This is a genomic window from Pseudomonas putida (genome assembly GCF_028682635.1).
Taxonomy (GTDB): Bacteria; Pseudomonadota; Gammaproteobacteria; order Pseudomonadales; family Pseudomonadaceae; genus Aquipseudomonas; species Aquipseudomonas putida_AE.
Genome location: NZ_JANHLK010000033.1, coordinates 1 through 22,679 on the forward strand (window position 1 = coordinate 1; position 22,679 = coordinate 22,679).

19 protein-coding genes are annotated in these 22,679 nt (G+C 58.7%); 14 read left to right on the top strand and 5 right to left on the bottom strand.

Annotated elements, in window-relative coordinates:
- From NPS56_RS27260 to tssI, 4 genes are all read right to left on the bottom strand, one after another.
- A partial coding sequence (locus NPS56_RS27260) for a DUF6531 domain-containing protein (RefSeq protein ID WP_274077515.1) occupies positions 1-1,911 on the bottom strand: 1,911 nt, incomplete at its 3' end.
- Positions 1,912-1,916: 5 nt separating this feature from the next.
- Positions 1,917-2,384 (bottom strand): DcrB-related protein, encoded by a 468-nt coding sequence (locus NPS56_RS27265; RefSeq protein ID WP_046820289.1) that lies wholly within the window; start codon positions 2,382-2,384, stop codon positions 1,917-1,919.
- Positions 2,385-2,420: 36 nt separating this feature from the next.
- Complete coding sequence (locus tag NPS56_RS27270) at positions 2,421-3,008, bottom strand: hypothetical protein (RefSeq protein ID WP_274077516.1); 588 nt, start codon at positions 3,006-3,008, stop codon at positions 2,421-2,423.
- 12 nt (positions 3,009-3,020) lie between these two features.
- On the bottom strand, positions 3,021-4,874 hold the full coding sequence (gene tssI / locus NPS56_RS27275; protein WP_274077517.1) for a type VI secretion system tip protein TssI/VgrG: 1,854 nt from the start codon (positions 4,872-4,874) through the stop codon (positions 3,021-3,023).
- Between the two features lie 632 nt (positions 4,875-5,506).
- On the opposite strand from tssI, the gene NPS56_RS27280 reads away from it, so the two are divergent.
- The 7 genes from NPS56_RS27280 to NPS56_RS27310 all read left to right on the top strand — a co-directional run bounded on the left by NPS56_RS27280 (position 5,507) and on the right by NPS56_RS27310 (position 10,941).
- Entirely contained in the window at positions 5,507-6,838 is a 1,332-nt protein-coding gene (locus NPS56_RS27280; RefSeq protein ID WP_274077518.1) for an HNH/ENDO VII family nuclease, read from the top strand.
- 5 nt (positions 6,839-6,843) lie between these two features.
- The gene (locus NPS56_RS27285; protein ID WP_274077519.1) at positions 6,844-7,299 is read left to right on the top strand and encodes an SMI1/KNR4 family protein; all 456 of its coding nucleotides are present in this window, start codon (positions 6,844-6,846) and stop codon (positions 7,297-7,299) included.
- Positions 7,300-7,830: 531 nt separating this feature from the next.
- Positions 7,831-8,958, top strand: coding sequence for an ADP-ribosylarginine hydrolase Tri1 (gene tri1 / locus NPS56_RS27290; RefSeq protein WP_274077520.1), 1,128 nt, complete (start codon positions 7,831-7,833; stop codon positions 8,956-8,958).
- A 42-nt stretch (positions 8,959-9,000) separates the two neighbouring features.
- A complete protein-coding gene (locus NPS56_RS27295) occupies positions 9,001-9,264 on the top strand; it encodes a hypothetical protein (protein WP_274077521.1) in 264 nt (87 codons plus the stop codon).
- 68 nt (positions 9,265-9,332) lie between these two features.
- The gene (locus NPS56_RS31235; RefSeq protein WP_323628522.1) at positions 9,333-10,241 is read left to right on the top strand and encodes an immunity protein Tsi6 family protein; all 909 of its coding nucleotides are present in this window, start codon (positions 9,333-9,335) and stop codon (positions 10,239-10,241) included.
- A 39-nt stretch (positions 10,242-10,280) separates the two neighbouring features.
- Positions 10,281-10,628 (top strand): hypothetical protein, encoded by a 348-nt coding sequence (locus NPS56_RS27305; RefSeq protein WP_274077522.1) that lies wholly within the window; start codon positions 10,281-10,283, stop codon positions 10,626-10,628.
- 34 nt (positions 10,629-10,662) lie between these two features.
- Positions 10,663-10,941 (top strand): DUF6966 domain-containing protein, encoded by a 279-nt coding sequence (locus tag NPS56_RS27310; RefSeq protein ID WP_274077523.1) that lies wholly within the window; start codon positions 10,663-10,665, stop codon positions 10,939-10,941.
- A 35-nt stretch (positions 10,942-10,976) separates the two neighbouring features.
- Here NPS56_RS27310 and NPS56_RS27315 read toward each other — a convergent pair whose 3' ends face one another.
- Entirely contained in the window at positions 10,977-13,142 is a 2,166-nt protein-coding gene (locus NPS56_RS27315) for a M48 family metallopeptidase (RefSeq protein WP_274077524.1), read from the bottom strand.
- Between the two features lie 695 nt (positions 13,143-13,837).
- Between NPS56_RS27315 and NPS56_RS27320 the strand changes: the two genes are divergently transcribed.
- The 7 genes from NPS56_RS27320 (at position 13,838) to tssH (ending at position 22,658) form a co-directional block, all read left to right on the top strand.
- The gene (locus NPS56_RS27320; RefSeq protein WP_274077525.1) at positions 13,838-14,590 is read left to right on the top strand and encodes a hypothetical protein; all 753 of its coding nucleotides are present in this window, start codon (positions 13,838-13,840) and stop codon (positions 14,588-14,590) included.
- Positions 14,591-14,658: 68 nt separating this feature from the next.
- Positions 14,659-15,192, top strand: a complete 534-nt coding sequence (tssB, locus tag NPS56_RS27325; protein ID WP_046820303.1) for a type VI secretion system contractile sheath small subunit — start codon at positions 14,659-14,661, stop codon at positions 15,190-15,192.
- Positions 15,193-15,202: 10 nt separating this feature from the next.
- Positions 15,203-16,705 (top strand): type VI secretion system contractile sheath large subunit, encoded by a 1,503-nt coding sequence (gene tssC / locus NPS56_RS27330; RefSeq protein ID WP_274077526.1) that lies wholly within the window; start codon positions 15,203-15,205, stop codon positions 16,703-16,705.
- A gap of 25 nt (positions 16,706-16,730) precedes the next feature.
- Positions 16,731-17,213, top strand: coding sequence for a type VI secretion system baseplate subunit TssE (tssE, locus tag NPS56_RS27335; protein WP_274077527.1), 483 nt, complete (start codon positions 16,731-16,733; stop codon positions 17,211-17,213).
- Positions 17,213-19,045 carry a type VI secretion system baseplate subunit TssF gene (gene tssF / locus NPS56_RS27340; RefSeq protein WP_274077528.1) on the top strand — a complete coding sequence of 611 codons (1,833 nt, stop codon included), beginning with the start codon at positions 17,213-17,215 and terminating at the stop codon, positions 19,043-19,045. The genes tssE and tssF overlap by 1 nt, the downstream gene beginning before the upstream one ends.
- On the top strand, positions 19,009-20,070 hold the full coding sequence (gene tssG / locus NPS56_RS27345) for a type VI secretion system baseplate subunit TssG (protein WP_166620569.1): 1,062 nt from the start codon (positions 19,009-19,011) through the stop codon (positions 20,068-20,070). The genes tssF and tssG overlap by 37 nt, the downstream gene beginning before the upstream one ends.
- On the top strand, positions 20,067-22,658 hold the full coding sequence (tssH, locus tag NPS56_RS27350) for a type VI secretion system ATPase TssH (protein ID WP_274077529.1): 2,592 nt from the start codon (positions 20,067-20,069) through the stop codon (positions 22,656-22,658). Before tssG ends, tssH begins: the two co-directional genes overlap by 4 nt.
- Positions 22,659-22,679: the final 21 nt, after the last annotated feature.

The following is a 22,679-nucleotide window of genomic DNA, read 5'->3' on the forward strand; positions in this document are numbered from 1 at the left end:
CTGGGCCAGGGAGTTCCACCACAGGTATTTGGACTTGCCGGTGGCATCGATGATGGTGTGTGGCAGGCCGTCGTCGCCATTGAGGTATTCGGTGACATGCCCGAGGGCGTCAACTTCGGCGATGAGGTTGCCCTTGTCGTCGTAGCGGGCTTGCCAGGTGCTGCCGTCGGGGTAGTCCACCTGCGTGACCAGCGGGGTCAGGTGGTGATAGCGGTATTTGATCGAGCGCCCGAGCGGGTCGGTCTCTTCGAGCAGGCGCGAGTATTCGTCGTACTTGAGGGTGATCCTGTTGCCGTCAGGTAACGTCAGGCCGGTCATGTTGCCGATGTCATCGATGTCGATGACGTAGTGCTCGCCACCGAAGTCGCGACTGGCGATCACGCGGTGATCGGGGTTGTAGTGAATCTCGGCTTCGCGCCCGAGCACGTCGGTAACCCGCGTAGTGCGCGCCTTGATGTCGTAGCGGAAGTGGAAACGCTCGCCATCGCTGGTCCAGTGCTCCACTACCCGTTGCTGGCCGTCGAGCTGTTCCCAGCGGTAGTTGCAGGTCAGGCCCAGGGCGTTGCTGTGGCTGGCCATTACCCCGTCGATGTAGCTGAAACGGCGCAGTGAATCGCCATTGCGGTTGATCACCTCGGCGAGTTGGCCATTGTCGTCATAGCGATACTGCACCAGGGTTTCAACGGCCTCGTTGTCGACCACGCGCCTGACGTCGGTCAGGCGGCCCAGCAGGTTGTCGTAATGCAGGTGCACGCGCACGCCACCGGTGGCACTGATGTCGGTGAGCGTGCCTTGGGCGGTGCGGGTGAAATGCAGGAAGTGGCCCAAGGCGTTTTCGATGCGTTGCAGCGGCACCGGGTTGTTGTCGTCCGCGACTTCGCCGAAGTAGAAAAAAGTATTGTCGAGGGTTTGCAGCAGGTAGTGGCCGCCCTCGGTGCAGACCAGGTACACCTGTTCATGGGGGTTGTAGATGCGCTCCCCCGGCTGCACGTCCACGAACGGAACGCTGCGCCCCTGATTGTCGGTGAGATAAACGAAGGCGCCACTGCGACGCAGGCTTTGCTCCCAGGGCAGGACCCAGCCCTTGCCGAGCACGCTGTCGACGCTCAGGTCGCTGGCATAAAAGCGCGACCATTGGATCGGCATCAGGCCCGGCAAGCTGAAGTCGGTTTCGTCGGTTATGACCTTGCGGCCGGTGGTGGCGTCGACGGGGTTGCCGATCAGGCCACCCACCGCTCGCTCGATGGCCGGCCCCACGACATAACGCGAGGCCACCTCACCGGCGACAAACCCGGCGGTGAATTTCAGTGCACAAGGCATGATGGCTTTCATGCCGGCCTGGGTCCCGGCCTTGATCAATTGGGCGATACCACCCGCTGCGCCGGCGACCGCCATGAGGATGTCGACCGTGGTCCGCAACCAACCCGGGATCTCGTCGTCCACCGGCAGGTAGCGATGGGTACCACCACCGATGAAGACATTGTCCGAGCCGCTGGAGAGTGTCGCGCCGCAAGTCATCTTGTCGCCCTTGCGGGCGGCCGCCGTGCCGTTGATGAAGACGTTGGTCGAGCCTTCGGCGACCTTCACCGGGCCGGGATGCTTGTCGCAGGCTCCCGTGCTTTTTTCGACATGGGCGGCCTTGCGGCTATTGATGAACACGTTGGGCGACGCGGTGACGATGGTCCCCGCGGGTGAAGAAAACATACTGCCGATTTTCTCCCCGGCCGCGGTGAGCAGGCTACCTCCGACGCCTGCGACCAAACCCGCCAACAAAGCCACGCCAAACCCACAGGTGAACGTCGCGATCGCCACCGTGGCGACCAGCGCAATGCCGAGCGCTGCACCGATGAGAAACCCGCCCAGGGCGCTGGTGTGCGACAGTTCATCGCCAAACCTTGCGGCTTCAAACATGACCGTTACTCCTGTGTGCTGGAGTCGGTCTTGGTGCCGCCGGGCTGGCGAGGCTGAAAGCTGGCCAGCAGGTCATTCCAGTTCTGATTCTGCTCGATGCTGAAATCAGCCTGGGCTGTGGTGGAAAAAATCAGCGCGCGTCCAGGCTCGATCAGGAACGCCGCCTGGCGCTGATAGAAAGGTCGGCCATCGGTCATGTAATACGCATCGATCTGCACGCCGTCGATCGGTGCCGAGGTCGACAGCGCAACGGCCTTCTTGCCCAACAGCGTATAGCCGCGCAGCTTGGACGCGAGCATCTTGACCTGACGCTCGACGTAGGCCTTGAGCGCCTCACCGGGCAGCAATGTGTCTCGGGAAACGGTGATGCTCAACGGTGCCGGAATGCTTGCCCCCAGCACGAACATGTTCACCGTGCGGTCCTGGAACCCTTGCGGCAGCGCGATGCTGCCTTCCTGCAACTCATAATCCATTCTGGGTAACTTCCTTGAATCAAAAAAATGTGGCGTTCAGCGCACGGCAAGGCCGTCGAGCATGCCGTCAAAATCAACCAGCCAGAGACTGAGCGCGGGCCGGGCCGGATCGATCTCGCAAGCGATACTCAGCCACTGGCCATCGTCACGCCCGGCGACGGGCACCAGGGCACCCACCAGGCGCGCGTGACGATCGGCATGACCGCACTTGAAATGCAGATCCACCGACTTCGCCGCACTGCCGGCCAAGCTGACATCGCGCTGGCGGATGATGCGCACGTCCGGGTGCTCCCGGCGAAACGCCTGCACCGAGGCTTCGAATAACTGATCCAGCGTCTGTCCCTGCTGCACATCACGACGCTTGATCGTCAGGCTGATCGGCTCACCCTGGTGCTCGAGGGTGGTCTGGACCTCACGGAAATCGAAGCCCGCCGGAAAAGCCAGGTTGAAACCCCCGAAGGAGAAACTGCTGGGCGTGTCTTGCAGCGCCAACACAGGCTCGGGCTCGAGTTCCGGCTCGGGCTCAGGCTGCACGAGGAGCGCGTTCTGTTGAGCCAGGCGTTCGGCTTCCTCCCGCGCAATACGCTTTTCGGAAATGCGATCGTAGAGACTGACCCTGGTCATGACACCGTTACCTCAGTCATTGACCCTGACCTCGGAACCGGTGATCTGGGTCGTGCCGGTGCTGGTGGTGGTGATCGCCTTGCCTTTGATCTCGATGCCGTCCGGCGTGAGGGTGATGCTGCTGTCCCCCACCTGGAGAATGATGTGCTGGTTGGCGCTGACCTGAATGAACTGGTTGTCGACCTGAATCGTCAGCGAGCCTTCCTGGATATTCATCACCGTGTCTTTCTTGATGGTTTCGGTGTGCGTGCCACCGACCGTGATCGTGCGGTTGCTGCCGACACTGTGGGTCTCGTCGACCTCGATCTCGGTGTCCATGTTGCGCTCGGCATGCATGATGATCTGCTCGGCGCCGGACTTGTCTTCGAAGCGGAAGAAGTTCGCCGTACCGCCGTCGCCCTTCATCGACCGCGTCAGGAACCCGCTCTGGGTCTTGTTTGCCGGCAACGACCACGGCGGGGTGTTCTGGCTGTTGTAGAGGCTGCCCATGACCAATGGGCGGTCGGGGTTGCCATCGAGGAACACCACCACGACTTCATCGCCCACACGGGGAATCTGGATGCTGCCGAAACCGCCGCTGGCGCCGGCCTGGGCAACGCGGACCCAGCAGGAGCTCTTGTCGTTGTGCTCGCCCTTGCGGTCCCAGTGGAACTGCACCTTCACGCGGCCGAGTTCGTCGGTGAATATTTCCTCCCCCGGCGGGCCGACGATGATCGCGGTTTGCGGGCCGGAGATGGTCGGTCGCGGGGTGGTGAGTTGAGGGCGGAAGACGATCTTTTTGCGCACGCAGGAGAAGGTGTTGTAGTAGCTCGCCTGCTGCCCGCTAAGGTAGTTGTTGTGGCCTTCGCTCTCGACGCTCATCAGCAGGAACTGACGATCATCGGCGGGGCCTTGATCGTGATCGTAATGCTGCAGCAGTTCGAAGGTGTAGCCGGGTTTCATCGCCCGGCAGTTGCTGGCGCCATGAAAACTCTTGCCCTTGAGTTCAAGCGCTTCGACCCGCAACCGCAGCAGCGCTTCACCTTCGTCGTAGGTGCCGTGGGTGTATTGGCCAGGGAAATCATAGATTTCGAAGTCGTCGACGTCGCCTTGCTTGTTCAGGCTCTTCATGGCGACCGGCAAGCGATTGGACGGCTGTCGATAATCGAAGGTCTGGACCGCGATTTTCCCCGATTGCAACTGGCGGTTGCCGCTCCATTGGGTAATGGAGTCGGCGGTCTCGGTGACCGATGCCGTGTGGAAGCGGATCTGCGGTTGTTCAGGCAACGGCACCAGCGTGCTGGAGTCGTCGCAGATGATCATGGTGTGGCCTTCGGCGGTGTGCTCGAAGTAGTAGAACATCCCCTCTTCTTCCAGCAGGCGCTGGACAAAGTTGAAGTCCGATTCACGGTACTGGGTGATGTAGGTGTAATGCTTGAGCGGCTTGCTCAGACGGAATTCGTGCCGGGAAAACGCGGTGCACAGGGCAAACACCTGGGTGACGACATCCTCGACTGTGCAACCCTGGAAAATGCGCGTGTCGAAGCGGTTCTTCAGCATGGAGAACCAGGGGTTCAGCGTCGCCGTATAGCGGGCCATGCCGCCGTCGCTGCCGATGCTGGCAAACCGCGTCAGGTAGCCTGCCAGGTAGCGAGGCGTGGCGTCTGCCAGTTCGATTTCCAGCAGCACGTGCTGGCCCATCATCGACTTCAACTCGACGCCGGAGTCCTGGCACACCAGCAGCAATTCAAAGTTGTACGCGCGGGACAGACCTTCGGTCCCCTTGAAGGACTCAAGCAACAATTGCTGTTCGGGGTTGGCGAAGTTCTTGAACTTGAACAGGCGCCGATTCTGCGGGGAAAGCATTGCGGCAAGGTCCATCAACATGTGTATCTCCTTGAAAACAGTGGAAAGCTACCGCCCTCTCTCAACCACTGCGCACGAATCAGATAAAAGGGTCAAAACCCTGTTTGCCGCAACTATGAATTCTTGATTTTCATCGATTTTTTAAACACCGAATGAAATCCCTTACACACCATTGTGCGTCAGGAACTGCGACCGCAAGGCAGTATGAAAGTGCCATTACCCGGCGAAATAAATGAGAAATTTGTCACACTTTTGCGAATATCACGGGTTGTCGATCGCGGGAAGGAGACACCCATGTCGAGCACCCTGTCAAGCCGCAGGCAGTGCATGCGCACGCCTCCACGCACTGCGTACTCAATTCAGGATAATCTCTGAAAAATAATTATCGCCACGCTGGCCAACCAGAAACGCCGATATATCAAGGACAAACGGGAAGTTATGCGCTGTCAATTAGCGGCTAATGCCTTATTGCCATCATTGCCGAATGTAACGCGAATAACAAAAAATGGGATCCATGTTGAAACTTTCAACTCGCCCCGCAGTCGGAAGTGCGGCCCATTGCCATCACTCAGGCAATGCTGTGAAGTCGGATAATCGACAGTTTCACTGCAGCAACAAGGAAGCGCCTTTCCCCCAAGGACAGTGATGAGTAAATGGATCTTTTAGCCAACGTGCCCAGCTGGGCCGATGTCGAACGCAACCTCGACCAGAAATTCAGCGAGCTGAACCAGGGCGTCAACGACGGCCTGCAGAGCGTTCACGACAACTGGAACGGCTTCACCCGGCGTGTCAGCAATGGCGCGAGCCAGGCCTATGGCTACATGGGCGGTCATCGCATCGATGCTGTGCATCAGGCGATGACCCTCTCCTACCCGATCATCCAGATGGACCTCAAGCGCAAGTGGGCCTCGATTGAAATCGAGCAGATCCTGCCGGTGCTGCTGCAACTGGTCAAAGAAGTCTCGATGATTCTCGGCGGCAGCGTGGCGATCGGCACCGTGGCCGGCGGCGCAGCGGGGGCCTTCGCATTTGGCGTCGGCGCTGGCCCTGGAGCAATGGTGGGTGGCGGAATCGGGTTACAAGTCGGCAACCTGATTCTCATGGCCCTGGGCCTGTCCGCCATCGCCGAATATTTTTACCAGGGCCTGCCCGCCTGCCTCTCGACCTTGCAGGAAGGCATCGCCACGGCCTGGCACGCCGAAGAAGGCCTCAAGCCGTCCGGCCTCGACCCCAGCGGCGGCTCCGCTGCACTGGTACAGGAGCGCGTCGAACGCGCGGCACGACAACTGGCCCGCGGGCAGGAGCAACTTGTACTGCTGTTGCTCACCGCCATCGTCACCTACCTGACCCGGGGCCAGATGAAAGCCGGTGTGATGAACAGCATGGAAAGCATCGCGACCCGTAGCGCGAAGCTACAGGCGGAGATATCGAACAAGCAGTTGGCGGGTTGGCTGGCAAGGAATGAGCAGAAGTTGCTGGCTCGGGATGAGTTGCGGGTGAGGGAGCCGGCGCCTTTGGTCAAGGCTGAGCCAATAATGGATACTCCTTTTACCACTGCTCCAAAAACCAGCCAGATCCCTGAAAAAAAAGTCGATACATACCTCGGACAACTACGAAAATACTGGTCCAAGCCTCCCGTTGACTTTGAAGGCAACAAAGTGTTTCAGAGAGATGATCTGTTTGACCCAGATTTGATGACCACCTGGAGAGAGCGCGGAAAACTTGTGTCCGGTACCAATCTTGAGCGCATGGCAAGCGGACGAGCACCTATAGGCATCGATGGGAAATCAATCAACCTTCATCACATGATACAGACTCAAAACGGGGCAATAGCTGAGCTCACTCAAACATTCCATCAAAAATTTAGTTCTGTTATACATATAAACCCGAATACAATACCCTCTGGGATCGACAGATCTCTGTTTGATCGATGGAAAAGCGACTACTGGAACAATCGAGCACTAACCTACGCGAAAGGCAATTGAAAAACATGACACTCTCTCAGCTGGAAGACCTGATTAAAAAACATCCGGATATTGCTGCATTTGGATCCCCCGCTGACGCAGTGACTGATGATTGGTTAGTAAAGGCCGAGCAAAGAATCTGCCATAAACTACCTACGTCCTACAAATGGTTCCTTCAGAACTATGCAGGGGGAGAAGTCGGATCGGAGGAAATATATAGCATCTATGGAATGGACTTCGACGACATCAATGGTGGCGATATAGTTTTTCAGCACATTAATGGCCTCAAACATAAATCAACAACCGAAAAAAAAGTAGTTATCAGCGAAACCGACTTTGGCGAGGTTTTTTTCTTCGATTACGACACATATAACGGCGAGGAATGTCAGATCTTCGTTAGAATCCCTTCAGGGGAAAATTTATTGTACGCGAACAATTTTTACGAGTATCTCGCCAAGAGAATTAAAGCGCACTTGCCATAAGAGCACCTTTCTTCGGAGCGCTCCGCCAAGTGAAAAATTATCGAACTCAGTCAACACAAGCACAGCATGGAGCTAACAACGCCACTTGAGCATGTCGAAAAAACGATCATGCTCACAACTGATAGGCGTTAGATGCCCACAGCTCTCGGTCTATACAACATTACTCACCTGAGTGAGTTGAGTGTACAAAAGCGCATGACAAACTCAAACCTGACAGAACTGCTGATTACGTTCAAAGAAATCTTTCACAGTGAGAGCTGCTAGAACTTTGATTCAGGAATAAACACGATAATCCGCCTACTGTCCGTTGACCCTTTACCGGACAGTAATGAATGGGCACAAGCGACTTCAATGTATAGAACAATGGCAGGCAGTAAATCAGGTTTCTCCGACGTCTACATTGATCGAGGTACCGCGGAGCAGCGAATCGCAGCTTACGCAAGACTAGATACAATTCGACAGATGTTGTGGGACGCATTTGAACGAGCCTGAACTCAGATACATCGTGACAGATCATTGCCTGGTGCCAAGATGTTAAAAAACCTTATTGATCTCAGAAGCTCAAACGAAGCGCTCACCCAATACACCGAGCGTTACGACCACCTGCTCCCGCCGCCCTCTCCTCAACTACGTCAGCGCATGGATCCTATATTGCAGCCGGACGCACCCAGATTTCCGGTCAGGAAGCCAGAGTGGCTGACCTCAAGGCCTTGCACCGTCACTCAGGAGCAGGCGCTGGACCGCGCAAAGGGCTGCCTGCTGGGGCTCGCGATTGGCGACGCCGTGGGTACAACGCTCGAGTTTCTGCCCCGTGATCGTGAACATGTCAGTGACATGGTTGGCGGTGGCCCTTTCAAGCTGAAACCGGGAGAGTGGACTGACGATACGAGCATGGCACTGGCTCTCGCAGACACCTACGTGGCAAACAAGGAATTCGATTTCCGCGACTACACGCAGAGGCTTTGTCGCTGGTATAAAAATGGCGAAAACAGCCATAACGGAAAGTGCTTTGACATTGGCAACGCCACTCGTACCGCGCTTGAAGGTCGATTGGCGCAGGGCGTCGACTGGTACGGCAACGATCATCCATCCACAGCCGGCAACGGGTCGATCATCAGGCTGGCACCGACCGCCATTTACCGTCGCCACTCCTTGTCCGGTACCTGGCGGGAAAGCGCGGCACAAAGTCGTTGCACTCACAGGGCAGCAGAAGCCGTAAATTGCTGCGAACTGCTCGGCGCTCAACTGCACCTGGCCCTCAATGGCGCGGACAAGGAGGAAGCCTTGTCGTCAATGGTTCGCGCGTTATATCCCCGCCCCTTGATCATCAACGCTGGCGAATACAAACAAAAAAACCGCGATCAGATCCGCTCCTCCGGCTATGTTATCGATACGCTGGAAGCCGCTCTGTGGGCGGTCTGGAACACCGACAACTTCAAGGATGCAATCCTGTTGGCGGCCAATCTGGCGGACGACGCCGACAGCGTGGCAGCTACCGCCGGCCAGATAGCCGGGGCACTGTACGGGGTGACGGGCATGCCTGAAGAATGGGTCAAAACGGTCGCCTGGTCAGAACACATTCAAGACCTGGCGCAAAAGCTATTCGAAAGCGCCCCACTCCATGACGAGATGGACGTAGTGATTTATGGGAATCGTTGAAACGACACGGATAAATACCCCAGCCACCAGATCAAGGACACGATGAAATTCAGTGACGTATTCACGTGCCGTGAACACATGTTTGCCTTAGGCGTCGAGGAGACTACAGGTCGCCTTTACCTGTCGATTCCGGTCAGCAACGGCATGGTCGACTACGAGGAGTATTACCAAATTGACCGGGCACGCTTCGATCTTTTCCAAACGGATCTTGATACAGCCCTGGCGTTTGCCATGAGATGTCGCCGCAGAGAGCTGGATGATCTGCTGATTGTGCAACCGGGGGCCAATAGAGGAACGGCTATCTAAGGCAAGCTCGTCACTTCGTCCCCGTGGACCGCTGCCCTCAAAATCAAAACCCTTGAACGGCTACCCCCATGTCAAAACTACTGCATCGTTTGAAAACCCTTTTCGGACAAAAGACCGCTCCTCCACCCGCCTCCACCGAGCAGGTTGTCGATGCAGCCCCCCAGACCGAAGTGGACAAGCCACTTTCCCGAGTGGAAAGGAACCTGTCCTGGCTACCGATCAATCGTGAGCCAGAAGTGTTTGTCCCGCTGATGCCCCCCGCCTGCCCGGACCTGACGCTTGTGGATGCCCTCCTGTTGCAGCGTTATCGGGTTTTCGTCATAGCGAATGACCCGGCCGACCGGACATCAGAGACTACGATAAACCGCGATTACGCCAGCCAACTGGCGAGTGACTTGTACGGCAAAGCGACAGATCTTGGTTATTGTCGAGGCACTGAGTCCTCGTTCGAGATCTATTGGCTCACGCAATGTGCGGCGATTGTTTCGCTGCTGTCCCATGGACCAGAATCAGAACAATTCCTGACCTATAGAAAACGCGTTGGTTATGATCGAGACTCTGCCCAGACCGGTGAGCAGGTTCGAATGTTTGATGAGTACGTAGCGTCGCGCAGCTATCAAACCGCTGGAGCCGGGAAGGACCGTCTTCTGAAAACGCCGACAACTGCCCTCGACTACATTGACAATGCGATCACCATCACCGCCCTGAGGTACAACGGCTGTCCAGAGTTCCAGATTTACTCAAGCTCGCTGATCCAATTGCAATTCATCAAAAACGTGTTGCTGGGCGTTGAAAAAGATAAAGCCCGGTTGCACCAATTGACCATCGGCGTTTGGGCCAGCAAAGAGTTTGAAGCCGACGATCCTGAACTTGCTGGCGTACTGGGGGATGCCTTCTACATAGGCATTCAGATCGCACGCGGCCTGAAGATTCAGCTGCCTAACGGGTTGCCACCGGAAAGTCTTCCTCGCACATGAAATTGCTGCGACTTCAGGGATAACGCTAGAGATAACGTCATGACCGAAACCTGGTACCACGTTGACAACGGCACCCTTTGGATAGCAGATCAATCCATTCACCTGCCTCACCCGGTCAAAGTCGCCTTGCAGCATGACGACAGGCTCGCGGTCCTGATCGAGTCCCCTTCAAATGTCATTTTCAACAAAAACATCCTTGCACTATCGAGGCATGGAAAGGTGGTTTGGTTCATCCAGGAAAGTCCCCACGGCACGCAAGCAGACAAGCCCTACATGAGTCTTCAGTGCGACAAAAACGGGGCGTTGATCGTTGGTAACTGGAATGGCCTCAGTTACTCGGTCGATTGGCACAATGGTTCCGTCAGCGTTGTGAACTTTGAGAAGTGATAAACCGAAAGCACGAAGGCTCAGGACTGTAGCCATGAAAGACCTCCACAATATCTCCTCGAACATCGCCCGAACGGCAGAACTGCTGAGGACATTCGGCCACCCGCAATGGGCGGACAGACTCGAGGAGTGCAGCCTTGCGCTGCCCCAGGATACGACGTACGCATTGTCTCGATTCATGTCGCTGTACGGCGGCATGGGCTCTATAAACGACGTTGTCCTGTATGAAAACGCAACACCCTTGCTGGACGAAAACAACGAACTGCAAGGGCTGCTATCAGATCTTCATCGGCTTTGCGCAGGGCGCCATTGAATCCGGCGCCCCACGTTTGCCAATGCTGAAAGCCTTCAGGCCTGCTCGAATCGCTGCTGCAGCAAGTGCCGCGCAGTGCCTGCATTCAGGTAGGTGCCAATCAGGTCCGCCAACTCCTGGTCCTTGAGTTTTTTGTCGTCGCGGCAGATTTGCAGCAAGTGCAGCTGGACCCAGCGCTTTTTCCTGTTGAGTTTCGCATCCGGCGAAAAGAACGAACGCGAGGCCAACTCAGGCATCGGGGCGTCGTCTTCCAGCAACAGATTCAAGTGCACCCCTTGGCCCACTTGCAGACCAAAATCGGCGACGTGCCGGATCGGCAATGGCGCCTTGAAGTTGGCGAATACGAAGTGCTCGGGCGTCAGCAACAACGCGGTCTTGTTCGCCCGCGTGAGCATGCGCAAGGAGAGCGGCAGCAGGAACGCCATGCAGATCAAGAGCAGAATGCCAACCAACTTCATTGTGGCATTCGCATCCACGAAAACCTGCGGCAGCAGGTACGGCAGGATCAGCAGGCCCAGACCCAACAGCATGAAGAACGAGAAGCAACCCAGGGTAATCCACCCGCGCAATCGTGCGCCTTCATGCAGTCGGACTTCCTCCGTGGCATTGCCGGCATGGCTACGCAACTCCTGCACAACCGCCGCGTCCTGCTCAACGTAGTGGCCGAGGAAGTCCTCGGTAATGCGCGCACGCAATGCCTGGGGGTCGGCGAAATAGTGATCCATCGCGGCGCAGGCTTGTGCCGCGTTGATCGGGCGGGTGCCGCGGCTGACGGCCTCTTCGACCGTGACTTGCAGGGACGCCAGCCGCTCAAGATTGGAGGGATGGGTGTCCGATGGATGCGGCAGGCTGGCTGCCATTTCCTCCTCGGGCAGGGTCAGCGGCTGCGCGGCCAATTCCTGCACGACGCTGATTGGCAAGTCGTGGGGCGGGACGTACCCGGCACCCGGGTTGGTCGCTTGCGACACACGGGTAAATACACACTGTTGCAACAACGGGTCGATGGCCGAAATACGCACCAGCGCCGAAGCGATGGCAATGTTCCCCGCCAACTGCGCGCCCGCCGCGTCCGCCGCCAGCTCCCGCACGCGACTCCAATGGTTCACCGCGTGATCGAAACGCTCCATGAAATACTCACCGAGCATGAACGCCGGCCACAGCGTCGTGCGTTGCAGCACATCGCTTTGCAGCATGGTTTCGGCAATCACGCCGAGACTGCGGCCGATACCCTCGTAGATCGGTACGAAACGCAGGCTGTACTCGGTATCGGCACCGGCGAAGTGGGCCAGTTCGTGACCGATGACCGCGCCGGTTTCCGCCGAATCGAGCAGGCCCAGGTACAGCATCGGCACGTGCAGGGTGCGGCCCTTGAGCGCGGTGCCTGACGGCAGCAGGTTGACGTCGCTGGAGGTGACGTAAAAGCCTTCGGTCATGCCCAACACGATGTACTCGGGTGCCAGCGCACCGAGTTGATCCGCCAGCTCGCGAACACGAGCCCACAGCGCAGGCGCCTGCTCCGGTTTGACAACTTGGCCGAGAACGCTCATCGGCGTGGACTGGAACATGTGCAGCATGACCGGCAGCTGTTTGCCCATCTGCCAGATCGAATACAGGAAACCGAGCATCAGCATCAGCACGACGAGCATCAGCTTGAATTCACCGGTGCTCATGTTCCCCATGTGCCACAGCCCCAGGCCTTCGAAACCGAGGATGGCCGCCACCGCTGCGCCCATGGCGACGATGTGCCCCACCAGCAGGTACGGCAACAGACGGCTCACCCGGCTGAAGGTGTGCAGCAATCGTTCACGGGAATGACTCGCGCGGGCGCCGGCCCAACGCAAACCCAGCAGCCCCAGCACGCCGACCAGCGAGGCCAGCAGGCCGAGGGCGATGGCGCCCTTGGCCAGGTTGTTCATCACGCCAGCCACCGGTTGCACGATGGTCAGTTCGTGTTCGGCCTGGATAACCCGCGATAACGCCTCGTGGACACCCATGCGTTCGCCGTTGATATCGACCTTGGCCGAGCGTGAGAACGGCTTGGCAACCATCGCTTCGATTTCGACATGCATCTCGCTCAGTTCGGCCTTGATATCAGCGAACTCCTTGATGCTCTCGGTGCTGCGCTGTAACTCCCAGACACCAAACAAGCCAAGGAAAAGCGGCAGGAGAATCAGCACGGCAATGAGTTTCAACGTTCTCATGAGACAGGGCCTCAATAGTCGCGTCGCCTTGTATCCGTGGCGAGCATAAATTCCATTTAACGAAGGCCCGAAAGCCCTCACGCTAATGCACGGCCGACACATGAAAGTTGTGAGACGCAGTCGTACCTGGCGCGTTATACAGAAATAACGGCGATATGTAACTCCGTATTGCCCGAACACTCGTTCAACAGCGCAAGGTCGCCTTGTATATCCACGGATATCTCGGGGTGCCATCACTTCGTGCCAGTAATATGACACTTATCCTCCAATTTTTTCCTTACCGGATAATCAAGCGGGCATTAGGTGAACCGGTTCACCTTTTTTCAATTTTTTTTAGTTAAAAATTGGATCCATTTTCTTACGGAAACCATTGAATCCATTGGGTTTCAGGCACTTGAGCCATGGACATCCGGCAAATAGTGGCAAGCAGACATCATTGCGGCAGGTCACAAAAAAAAGAAAAAATCCGCGCCTCGTAGGAACTTTCCTACACATCCCGTTGCCATACACGACGTTACTGGCAACTCGATATCCATATGCCAGCATCGCACTCCCAATGATTCCTGGCAGTGTGATTTCTTGATGTCAAACATCAGCGATCACAACTGTGAACTGGTCGAGAAATTAGTCACTGCGCCCGTACTCCCCTGTATATCCGGGTAGTCGTCGCGAAGTGTTCAAGGACGAAGTTACCGATGACTCAGACGTTTTTTGATGTTGAAGCATTGATCAAGCTGCGAAGCCAGACCCGGGCCATTTCTGACGCGCTCAAGGCGCAGGCTTCGGACTACCTGGCGACCCTGGCTTTGCTGATCCGTCCGCAGACGTTTTTCGGTGAATACCTGCAAGGTGCGCAGCGCAGCAGCGGTCGTGAGACCCAGCACCATTTCAAGGAACTCAAGGCGCTCTACGACCGCATCGGCTCGGCCGCTCCGTTCCAGCTGGTCAACGAACTCGAAGTGCCCCTCAACCTGCTCAGTACCACCCCGCAACTGTTTGCGCTGGAGTACGACAAGATGCTGTCCCAAAGCGGCCAGTCCATTCGCATCACCAGCCCCGTGCGCTGGGTGGTCGGGTTCAGTTCGTTCGACCTGGCCCGTTTTCGCACCGTCATCAACGACCCCAATCGCAGCAGCGCCGAGCTGTACCGCTTCGTGGTGCATTACCTGGTGCTGTTCTACTGCCTGAGCAAGTCCCCCGGCATCAGCCGCTTGCTTGAAGGCCTGCGTTTTCCCGTCACCTTCGAACGCTTGAAAGACTTCGGCGACCTGCCCTTCTGCGTCATCAGCTCGCCGGTGCGCTCGCAGTTGCCCGACGAGGCGGTGATCCGCAGCAGCACCCAGATCGCCGGTAACACCAGCTTCGAAGAATTGGTGGGACACGAAAACATCATGGAAATGAACGATGAAATTCGTCAGCGCCTGCTGCTGACGATCGAAGGAATGTAACGCGCTCGGCCACCCATTGAACCGACACGCAAACGACTTGCAGCGAATTGTTCGCACAGGAGATCACGATGGCGAAGAAGGAAAGTACCCAGCACAAACTCGACCGCGTTCGCGCGCCTCGGGTCCATATCACCTACGACGTGGATATCGGTGACGCTCAGGAAAAGAAAGAGCTGCCCTTTGTCGTCGGTGTGCTGGGCGATTTCTCCGGTAACCCGCTGGAGCCGCTGCCGAAGCTCAAGGACCGCAAGTTCATTTTCATCGATCGCGACAACTTCAACGGCGTGCTCAAGGGCATCAAGCCGCGCCTGACCTACCGCGTCGACAACACCCTGGCCAAGAACGGCACGCAGTTGGGTGTGGAGCTCAACTTCAACGCCCTCGAAGACTTCGAACCGCAGAACGTGGTCAAGCAGGTCGAGCCGCTGCGCAAGCTGCTGGAAGTGCGCAACAAGCTGGCGGACCTGCGCAACAAGATGGGCGGCAACGACAAGCTCGAAGAACTGCTGATGGACGTGCTGCAGAACACCGAGAAGTTGAAAACCCTGGGCAAGGAATTCGGCCGTGAAGCCGCCGTGCCAGCCACCGACGACAAAGCGTAGGAGCCTGACGATGAACGACAAGCAAACCGTGACTCAACAGGACAGCTCGCTGGTTGAAGTGGAAAGCTTCACCGCGCAATCCTCGTTGCTCGACAGCATCATTTCGCAAAGCCGCGTGGCCCGTTCCGAGACCGAACGGACCCGCACCCGCGACCTGATCGGTGAATTGGTCAACCAGATCCTGGAAGGCGAAATGACGCCGAGCAAGGACCTGATCGCCGTGCTCGATGCGCGCATCGCCGAGATCGACGCGATGCTCTCCGAGCAGATGAACGAGATCATGCACGCCAGTGAATTCCAGCAGCTGGAAGCGTCCTGGCGCGGCCTGAAGTATCAGGTCGACCAGACCGAGACCAGCACCACGCTGAAGATCCACCTGCTCAATGCGTCGAAGAAAGACCTGGTGCGCGACCTCAAGGCCGCATCCGAATTCGACCAGAGCGCACTGTTCAAGAAGATCTACGAAGAAGAATACGGCACCTTCGGTGGTGCACCGTTCGGCATGCTGCTGGGTGACTACGAGTTCAACCGCAGCCCGGAAGACATGTACCTGCTCGAAGAGATTTCCCACGTTGCTGCGGCTGCCCACGCTCCGTTCATTTCGGCGGCCTCGCCTGAGCTGTTCGGCTGGGATTCGTTTACCGACATGTCCGGCCCACGGGACCTGGCGAAGATTTTCGACACCGTCGAATACGCCAAGTGGAAGTCCTTCCGCGCCAGCGAAGACTCGCGTTACGTCGGCCTGACCCTGCCCCACGTGCTCGGTCGCCTGCCTTACGGCCCGGATACCACGCCGGTCGAGGAATTCAACTTCGTCGAAAGCGTTGATGGGCGCGACCACAACAAGTACCTGTGGATGAACGCCGCCTACGCGCTGGGCACCCGGGTCACTGATGCGTTTTCCCGCTACGGCTGGTGCGTGGCGATCCGTGGCGTCGAGGGTGGCGGTCTGGTGGAAGGCCTGCCAACGCATACGTTCAAGACCGATGACGGTGAAATCGCCCTCAAGTGCCCGACTGAAATCGCCATCACCGATCGCCGCGAGAAAGAGCTGTCGGACCTGGGTTTCATTCCGCTGGTGCACTGCAAAGGCACCGACTACGCGGCGTTCTTCGGCACCCAGTCGACGCAGAAGCAGAAGCAGTACAACACCGACATTGCCAACGCCAACGCCCGGCTTTCCGCGCAGTTGCAGTACATCTTCGCCACCTCGCGCATCGCCCACTACATGAAGGCGATCATGCGCGACAAGATCGGCAGCTTCGCCTCGCGTAAGGACGTCGAGCTGTTCCTCAACAAGTGGCTGTCGAGCTACGTGTTGCTGGACGACACCGCCAGCCAGGAAGCCAAGGCCAAGTTCCCGCTGCGCGAAGCCCGCGCCGAGGTGTTCGAAGTGCCGGGCAAGCCGGGGGTGTACAAGGCCGTGACCTACCTGCGCCCGCACTACCAACTGGACGAACTGACCGCTTCGTTGCGCCTGGTCGCCGAACTGCCGCAATCGACTCGCGCCTGATCGCCAACTTTGCCAGGGAGGCAACATGACCAGTCAACACAAGCTGTTGCCATCGCTGCTGGACCGATTGCTGGACGATCGTCCGCATCAGTCCATCGAAGCGTCATCGCAGCGCTTGTGTTCGCTGGCCGATTACAAGGCCAGCATCGTTCGCGACCTGGAAGTCCTGGTCAACACCCGCCAGTCCCTGGTCGCCAACGAGCTGGAGGGTTTCGCCAACCTGAACGGTAGCATCCTCGACTATGGCATGCCGGACTTCACCAGTCGCAGCGTGCTTGACCCCAAGGATCGCCTGCTGATCCAGCGGCAACTGGAGAAGGCCATCACGGTCGGCGACCGGCGCTTTCGCAGCGTCAAGGTGCAACTGCTCGCCCAACAGACCGGCCAACGCATGCTGACCTTTCGCGTGGACGCGGTCCTGCGCCTGCAAGACGTCACCCGCCAGGTGTCCTTCGACGCGGTGCTGCAGGTCAACACCCAGGAATACAAAGTGCAGAACCTCAACTGATGCTCGACGATCTGCTGCCCTATTACGAAAAGGAACTGTCGCACCTGCGCTTTTTGGGCCAGGAGTTCGCCAGCCAGTATCCGAAAATCGCGTCGCGGTTGCTCATCGAGGGCGATAACTGCGAAGACCCGCACACCGAGCGCTTGATCGAAGCGTTCTCGTTTCTCTCTGCACGCGTGCACAAAAAGCTCGACGACGAGCTGCCGGAAATCGTCGAGTCGTTTCTCGAAGTGCTGTACCCGCACTATCTGCGCCCTACCCCGTCGATGTCGATCGTCGAGTTCAACCTGGGCAAGCAGGAAAAAGTCACCGAAGCGTTCCGTGTGCCCCGGCATACCGAACTCAGTGCCAACCCGATCGATGGCGTGGTGTGTAAATTCCGCACCTGCTACCCGGTCGAGCTGTGGCCGGTGGCGGTGCAACAGGCCTCGTTCATCGAGATGGAACGCTCGGCGTTCAACGGCCACAGCGCCGACTTGGTCGCACGCTTGCGCATCGGCCTGGTGGCCACTTCCGATGTGAAGTTCGGCAAGCTGGAACTGGACAGCCTGCGGTTCTTCCTCGACGGCGAAAGCACGCTGATGCTGCAACTGTACGAGCTGCTGTTCAACAACCTGGCCAAGGCCACGCTGACTTTCGAAGATCAGGGCCGCAGCCGAGAGGTCGTGTTACCGGCCAACGCGTTGAAAGCCGTCGGCTACAGCCTGGACGAAGGCCTGGTGGACTACTCCGAGCGCTCGTTCCTCGGCTATCGCCTGCTGCACGAATACTTCACCTTCCCCGACAAGTTCATGTTCTTCGACCTGTCGGGCTTTGCACGGATTCTGGCGGGCAAGGAGATCGAGAAAGTCGAGGTCAACTTCTACTTTTCCGACTACGACCTGAGCGACCGCCTCGCGCGCCTGACGCAGAACATCGGGCGCAATAACTTCAAGCTCAACTGCACGCCGATCATCAACCTGTTCCGCCAGCAGGCCGAGCCGATCAAGTTGACCCACGCCCAGCACGAGTATGCAGTGACGCCGGATGTGCGCCTGCAAGGCTCGGCCGAAGTGGTGTCCATCGACCGCGTACGACGGGTGCGCAAGGTCGGCGGTATCGATCAGGTCGGCACTTGCCACCCGTTTTTCGAACCCCGCGGCGATCAGGGCCCAGGCCAAAGCTTCTGGATGGCCCGGCGCCGTGCGGCACAGGGCGGCCAGCGCGATGGCTCGAACGTGTTTATCCGAATCGTGGATCGCGAGCTGGGCCTGATGGAGGCCAACAACGACGCGTTGAGCATCCGCCTGACCTGCAGCAACCGTGACCTGCCCCTGCTGTTGCCGTTCGGGGGTGAGCGCGGCGATTTCAATATCCCGGGCAACTCGGTGATCAAGGACATCCGCTGCCTGCGCAAGCCCACCGCCACCGCGCGCGTGCCCTTGGGCAACGGCGTGATCTGGCGGCTGATTTCGCATCTGTCGCTCAATCACATGTCGCTGGTGTCCCGTGGCCGCGAGGTGCTGCTGGAGCTGTTGTCGCTCTACAACTACCGCAATGTGTCGGCGATCCGCAAACAGATCAACGGCATCGTCTCGGTGAGCAGTGAACCTGTGGTCGCACGCATCGGCCACCCGCGCCCGAACTTCGTCCGTGGTGTTGGCATCACCCTCAACTTCGATGAAAGCCAATACACCGGCAGCGGTGTGTTTCTGTTCGGCATGGTGCTCGATCACTTCTTTGGTCAGTACTGCTCCATGAACAGCTTTACCCAATTAACCCTTCGCACCTTGCAGCGCGAAAAGAGAGTCGTCCAATGGCCACCGCGAACCGGCGATCAACCCCTGGTCTGATCGACCAGGCACGGGCTGAGCCGCACCGATTCGAGTTTTTCCAGTTGGTGCGCTTGCTTCGCCTGCATTACAGCAGGACCGGGCGCATGGACCTGCAGACCCGACCGCACGAAGACCCCTTGCGTTTTCGCTCGCAGCTGTCGCTCAACTTCCCGGCCAGTGAAGTCAGCGATCTGCAGTTCGAGCGTGAAGGCAAGGTGTCCGTGGCCGGCCTGCCGCTGTCCGAGATGCAAGTGACCTTCATGGGGCTGGTCGGGCCGTCGGGCGTATTGCCGCGCCCGTACACCGAGCTGTTGATCGAGCGGCACATCCAGTACCGGGATGACGCGGCCCACGCGTTCCTCGACATCTTTTCGCACCGCATGACCACGCTGTTCTACGAGGCCTGGCAAAAGTACAAGTTCTACATCGAGTACGAACGCAACGGCACCTCGGATTTCGATCGTTACCTGCTCAACCTGGTGGGTTTCGGTCCCGAGGCGCAGAAGCAGAAATTCGACAGACAAGGCTCGCCCCTGCGCCGGGAATTGTTCAGCTATTTCTCCGGACTGTTCGCGCAGAAACCGCGCAACGCGTTGAACCTGGAAGCGATGCTGTCGTTCTATTTTTCGCTGCCGTTCAAGGTCAAGCCGTTTGCCGGTCGCTGGCTGAAACTCGACGCCAGCCAGTGCACGCAGCTGGGGCGCAAGAACGCCGTGCTCGGGCAAAGCGCCGTCGCCGGTAACCGGGTCTGGGACTACCAGTCGTGCGTGCGCATCGAGTTGGGTCCACTGGAACTGGCCGACTATCAACGCTTCCAGCCAGGCACCGAGGATTACCAAAAACTGGTGGAACTGGTGCGTTTCTACGTCGGTGCGGAACTCGACTTCCAGTTGGCACCCAAGCTCAAACCCAAGGCCGTACCGCTCGCCCGCCTGGGCACCGTTTCCCTGGGCCGGCTCGGCTGGCTCAAGCGACCGGGCGTCGATGTTGAACCTTCCCGCTGCGCCCTCTTCCACATTCCTTTTGATGGGGTCTCCCTGTGAACCTGAAGTCCCTGTTTGCCAAGCTCAACGACACCAGCCGTGCCGCCACCGAAAGCGCTGCGGCCCTTTGCCTGTCGGAACACCACTACGATGTCGAGATCGAGCACCTGTTGTTGCAGTTGCTCGACAGCCACGACAACGACCTGCCGGCCATCCTGCGTCATTACGACGTGGTGCCTGAGCGCTTGCAGGCGCAACTGGTCACGGCACTGGGGACGTTCAAGAAAGGCAATACGCGCACCCCGGCGCTGTCGCCGCACCTGACCCGCCTGATCGAACAGGCGTGGGTCCTGGCCTCCATCGAGTTCGGCCAGGCGCAGATCCGCACCGGCCATCTGTTGCAGGCCTTGCTCGATGACGATGAACTGCGCCGGGTGGTGATCGCGGGTGCGGCTGAACTTGAGAAAATCAACGCCGACGATCTGCGCGTGAACCTCAACGCCCTGGTGGAAGGCAGCGCCGAATCGGCCCTGGCCAAACCGCCGAGTGATGTCGCCAGCACGGTCAAGGGCAATGGCAAGACACCGGCCCTGGATCAATACACCATCAATCTCACGCAAAGCGCTCGCGAAGGCCGGATCGACCCGGTGCTCGGTCGCGAGTTCGAAGTGCGGCAGATGGTCGACATCCTCACCCGCCGCCGCCAGAACAACCCGATCCTCACCGGTGAAGCCGGCGTCGGCAAGACCGCCGTGGTCGAAGGCCTGGCCCTGCGCATCATCCAGGGTGACGTGCCGTCGGTGCTCAAGGGCGTCGCCATCCACACCCTCGACCTGGGCTTGTTGCAGGCCGGTGCCGGGGTGAAGGGCGAGTTCGAAAACCGCCTCAAGTCGGTGATCGAAGAAACCAAGCGCAGCCTGCACCCGATCATCCTGTTCATCGACGAAGCGCACACCCTGATCGGTTCGGGCGGCCAGGCCGGGCAGAACGATGCCGCCAACCTGCTCAAGCCAGCCTTGGCCCGGGGCGAGCTGCGCACCATCGCGGCAACCACCTGGGCCGAGTACAAGAAGTACTTCGAGAAGGATGCCGCCCTGGCCCGCCGCTTCCAGGTGGTGAAGGTCGAAGAGCCGGACGAAGACAAGGCGATCCACATGCTGCGCGGCTTGCTGGCCAAGATGCAGGAGCACCACAAGGTCACGGTGATGGACGAAGCGCTGGTGCAGGCCGTGCGCCTGTCCAATCGTTACATCACCGGGCGCCAACTGCCGGACAAGGCCGTCAGCGTGCTGGACACCGCCTGCGCCCGGGTCGCCCTGGGGCAATCGGCGCAGCCGGGGCCGCTGGAAGACTGCAAGCGCCAGATCGACAACCTGCAGGCGGAAATCTCGGTACTGCAGCAGGAAGCCGCCAAAGGCAGCGACCATGCCCGTCGCCTGACCACCCTGAACGCCGAGTTGCTGACCGAACAGCAGACCCGCGATGCCCTCGAACAACAGTGGCAACGCGAGCTGCAACTGGTGGAACAGCTCGGCGCCCTCAGCCTCCCGGACAATCAGGCACCGGATGCACAAGAAATTGCCGCAGTGCGCGCCGAACTGGCCAGCGTCCAGGGTGAGCAACCCCTGGTGCATGCCCTGGTGGATGGCGGCACCATCGGCGAAGTGATTTCCGGCTGGACCGGCATCCCCCTGGGCAAGATGCTGCGCGACGAAATCGACACGGTGCAGCGCCTGCCGGCACTGCTGGGCGAGCGGGTGCTCGGCCAGGACCACGCGCTGCAGGAAATCGGCAAGCGCATCAAGATTTCCCGCGCCCGCATGGAAGACCCGAACAAGCCCATCGGCGTGTTCCTGTTGCTCGGCCCGAGCGGCGTCGGCAAGACCGAAACCGCACTGGCCCTGGCCGACACCCTGTATGGCGGCGAGCGAAACCTGATCACCATCAACATGTCCGAGTACCAGGAAGCCCATACCGTCTCCAGCCTCAAGGGTTCGCCACCGGGTTACGTCGGTTATGGCGAGGGCGGCGTGCTGACCGAAGCCGTGCGACGCAAGCCCTACAGCGTGGTGCTGCTCGATGAAGTGGAAAAGGCCCACCCGGACGTGCTTGAACTGTTTTTCCAGGTATTCGACAAAGGCGTGCTGGACGACGGTGAAGGTCGCGAGATCAACTTCCGCAACACCGTGATCATCCTCACGTCCAACACCGGGACCGAGCGCATCATGCAGTGGTGCCTGAACGCCCAGCCGCAACCGCAGCCCGAAGAAATCGTTGAAGGCTTGCGTGACGAGCTGAACCAGGTGTTCAAGCCGGCCTTCCTCGGCCGCCTGACCATCGTCCCCTACTACCCGGTCCAGGACGCGATCCTGGAGCGCATCGTTTCGCTCAAGCTTGCGCGCATTCGCCAGCGTTTCGAGCGCAATCATCAGGCCGTCCTCGGTTATGACGAGGCGCTGGTAAAAGCCATTGCCTCGCGCTGCACCGAGGTCGACAGCGGCGCTCGCAACATCGACAACATTTTGTCCAAGACCCTGATGCCGGAACTGGCGCAGCGGGTCCTTGAGCGCATGGCGCAGGACAAACCGATCCAGAGTCTGAACATCGAGTTGGGCAGCGACGGCGATTTCGCCTATCGCCTGTGCTGACCGGGCATCTACAGGTAGTGG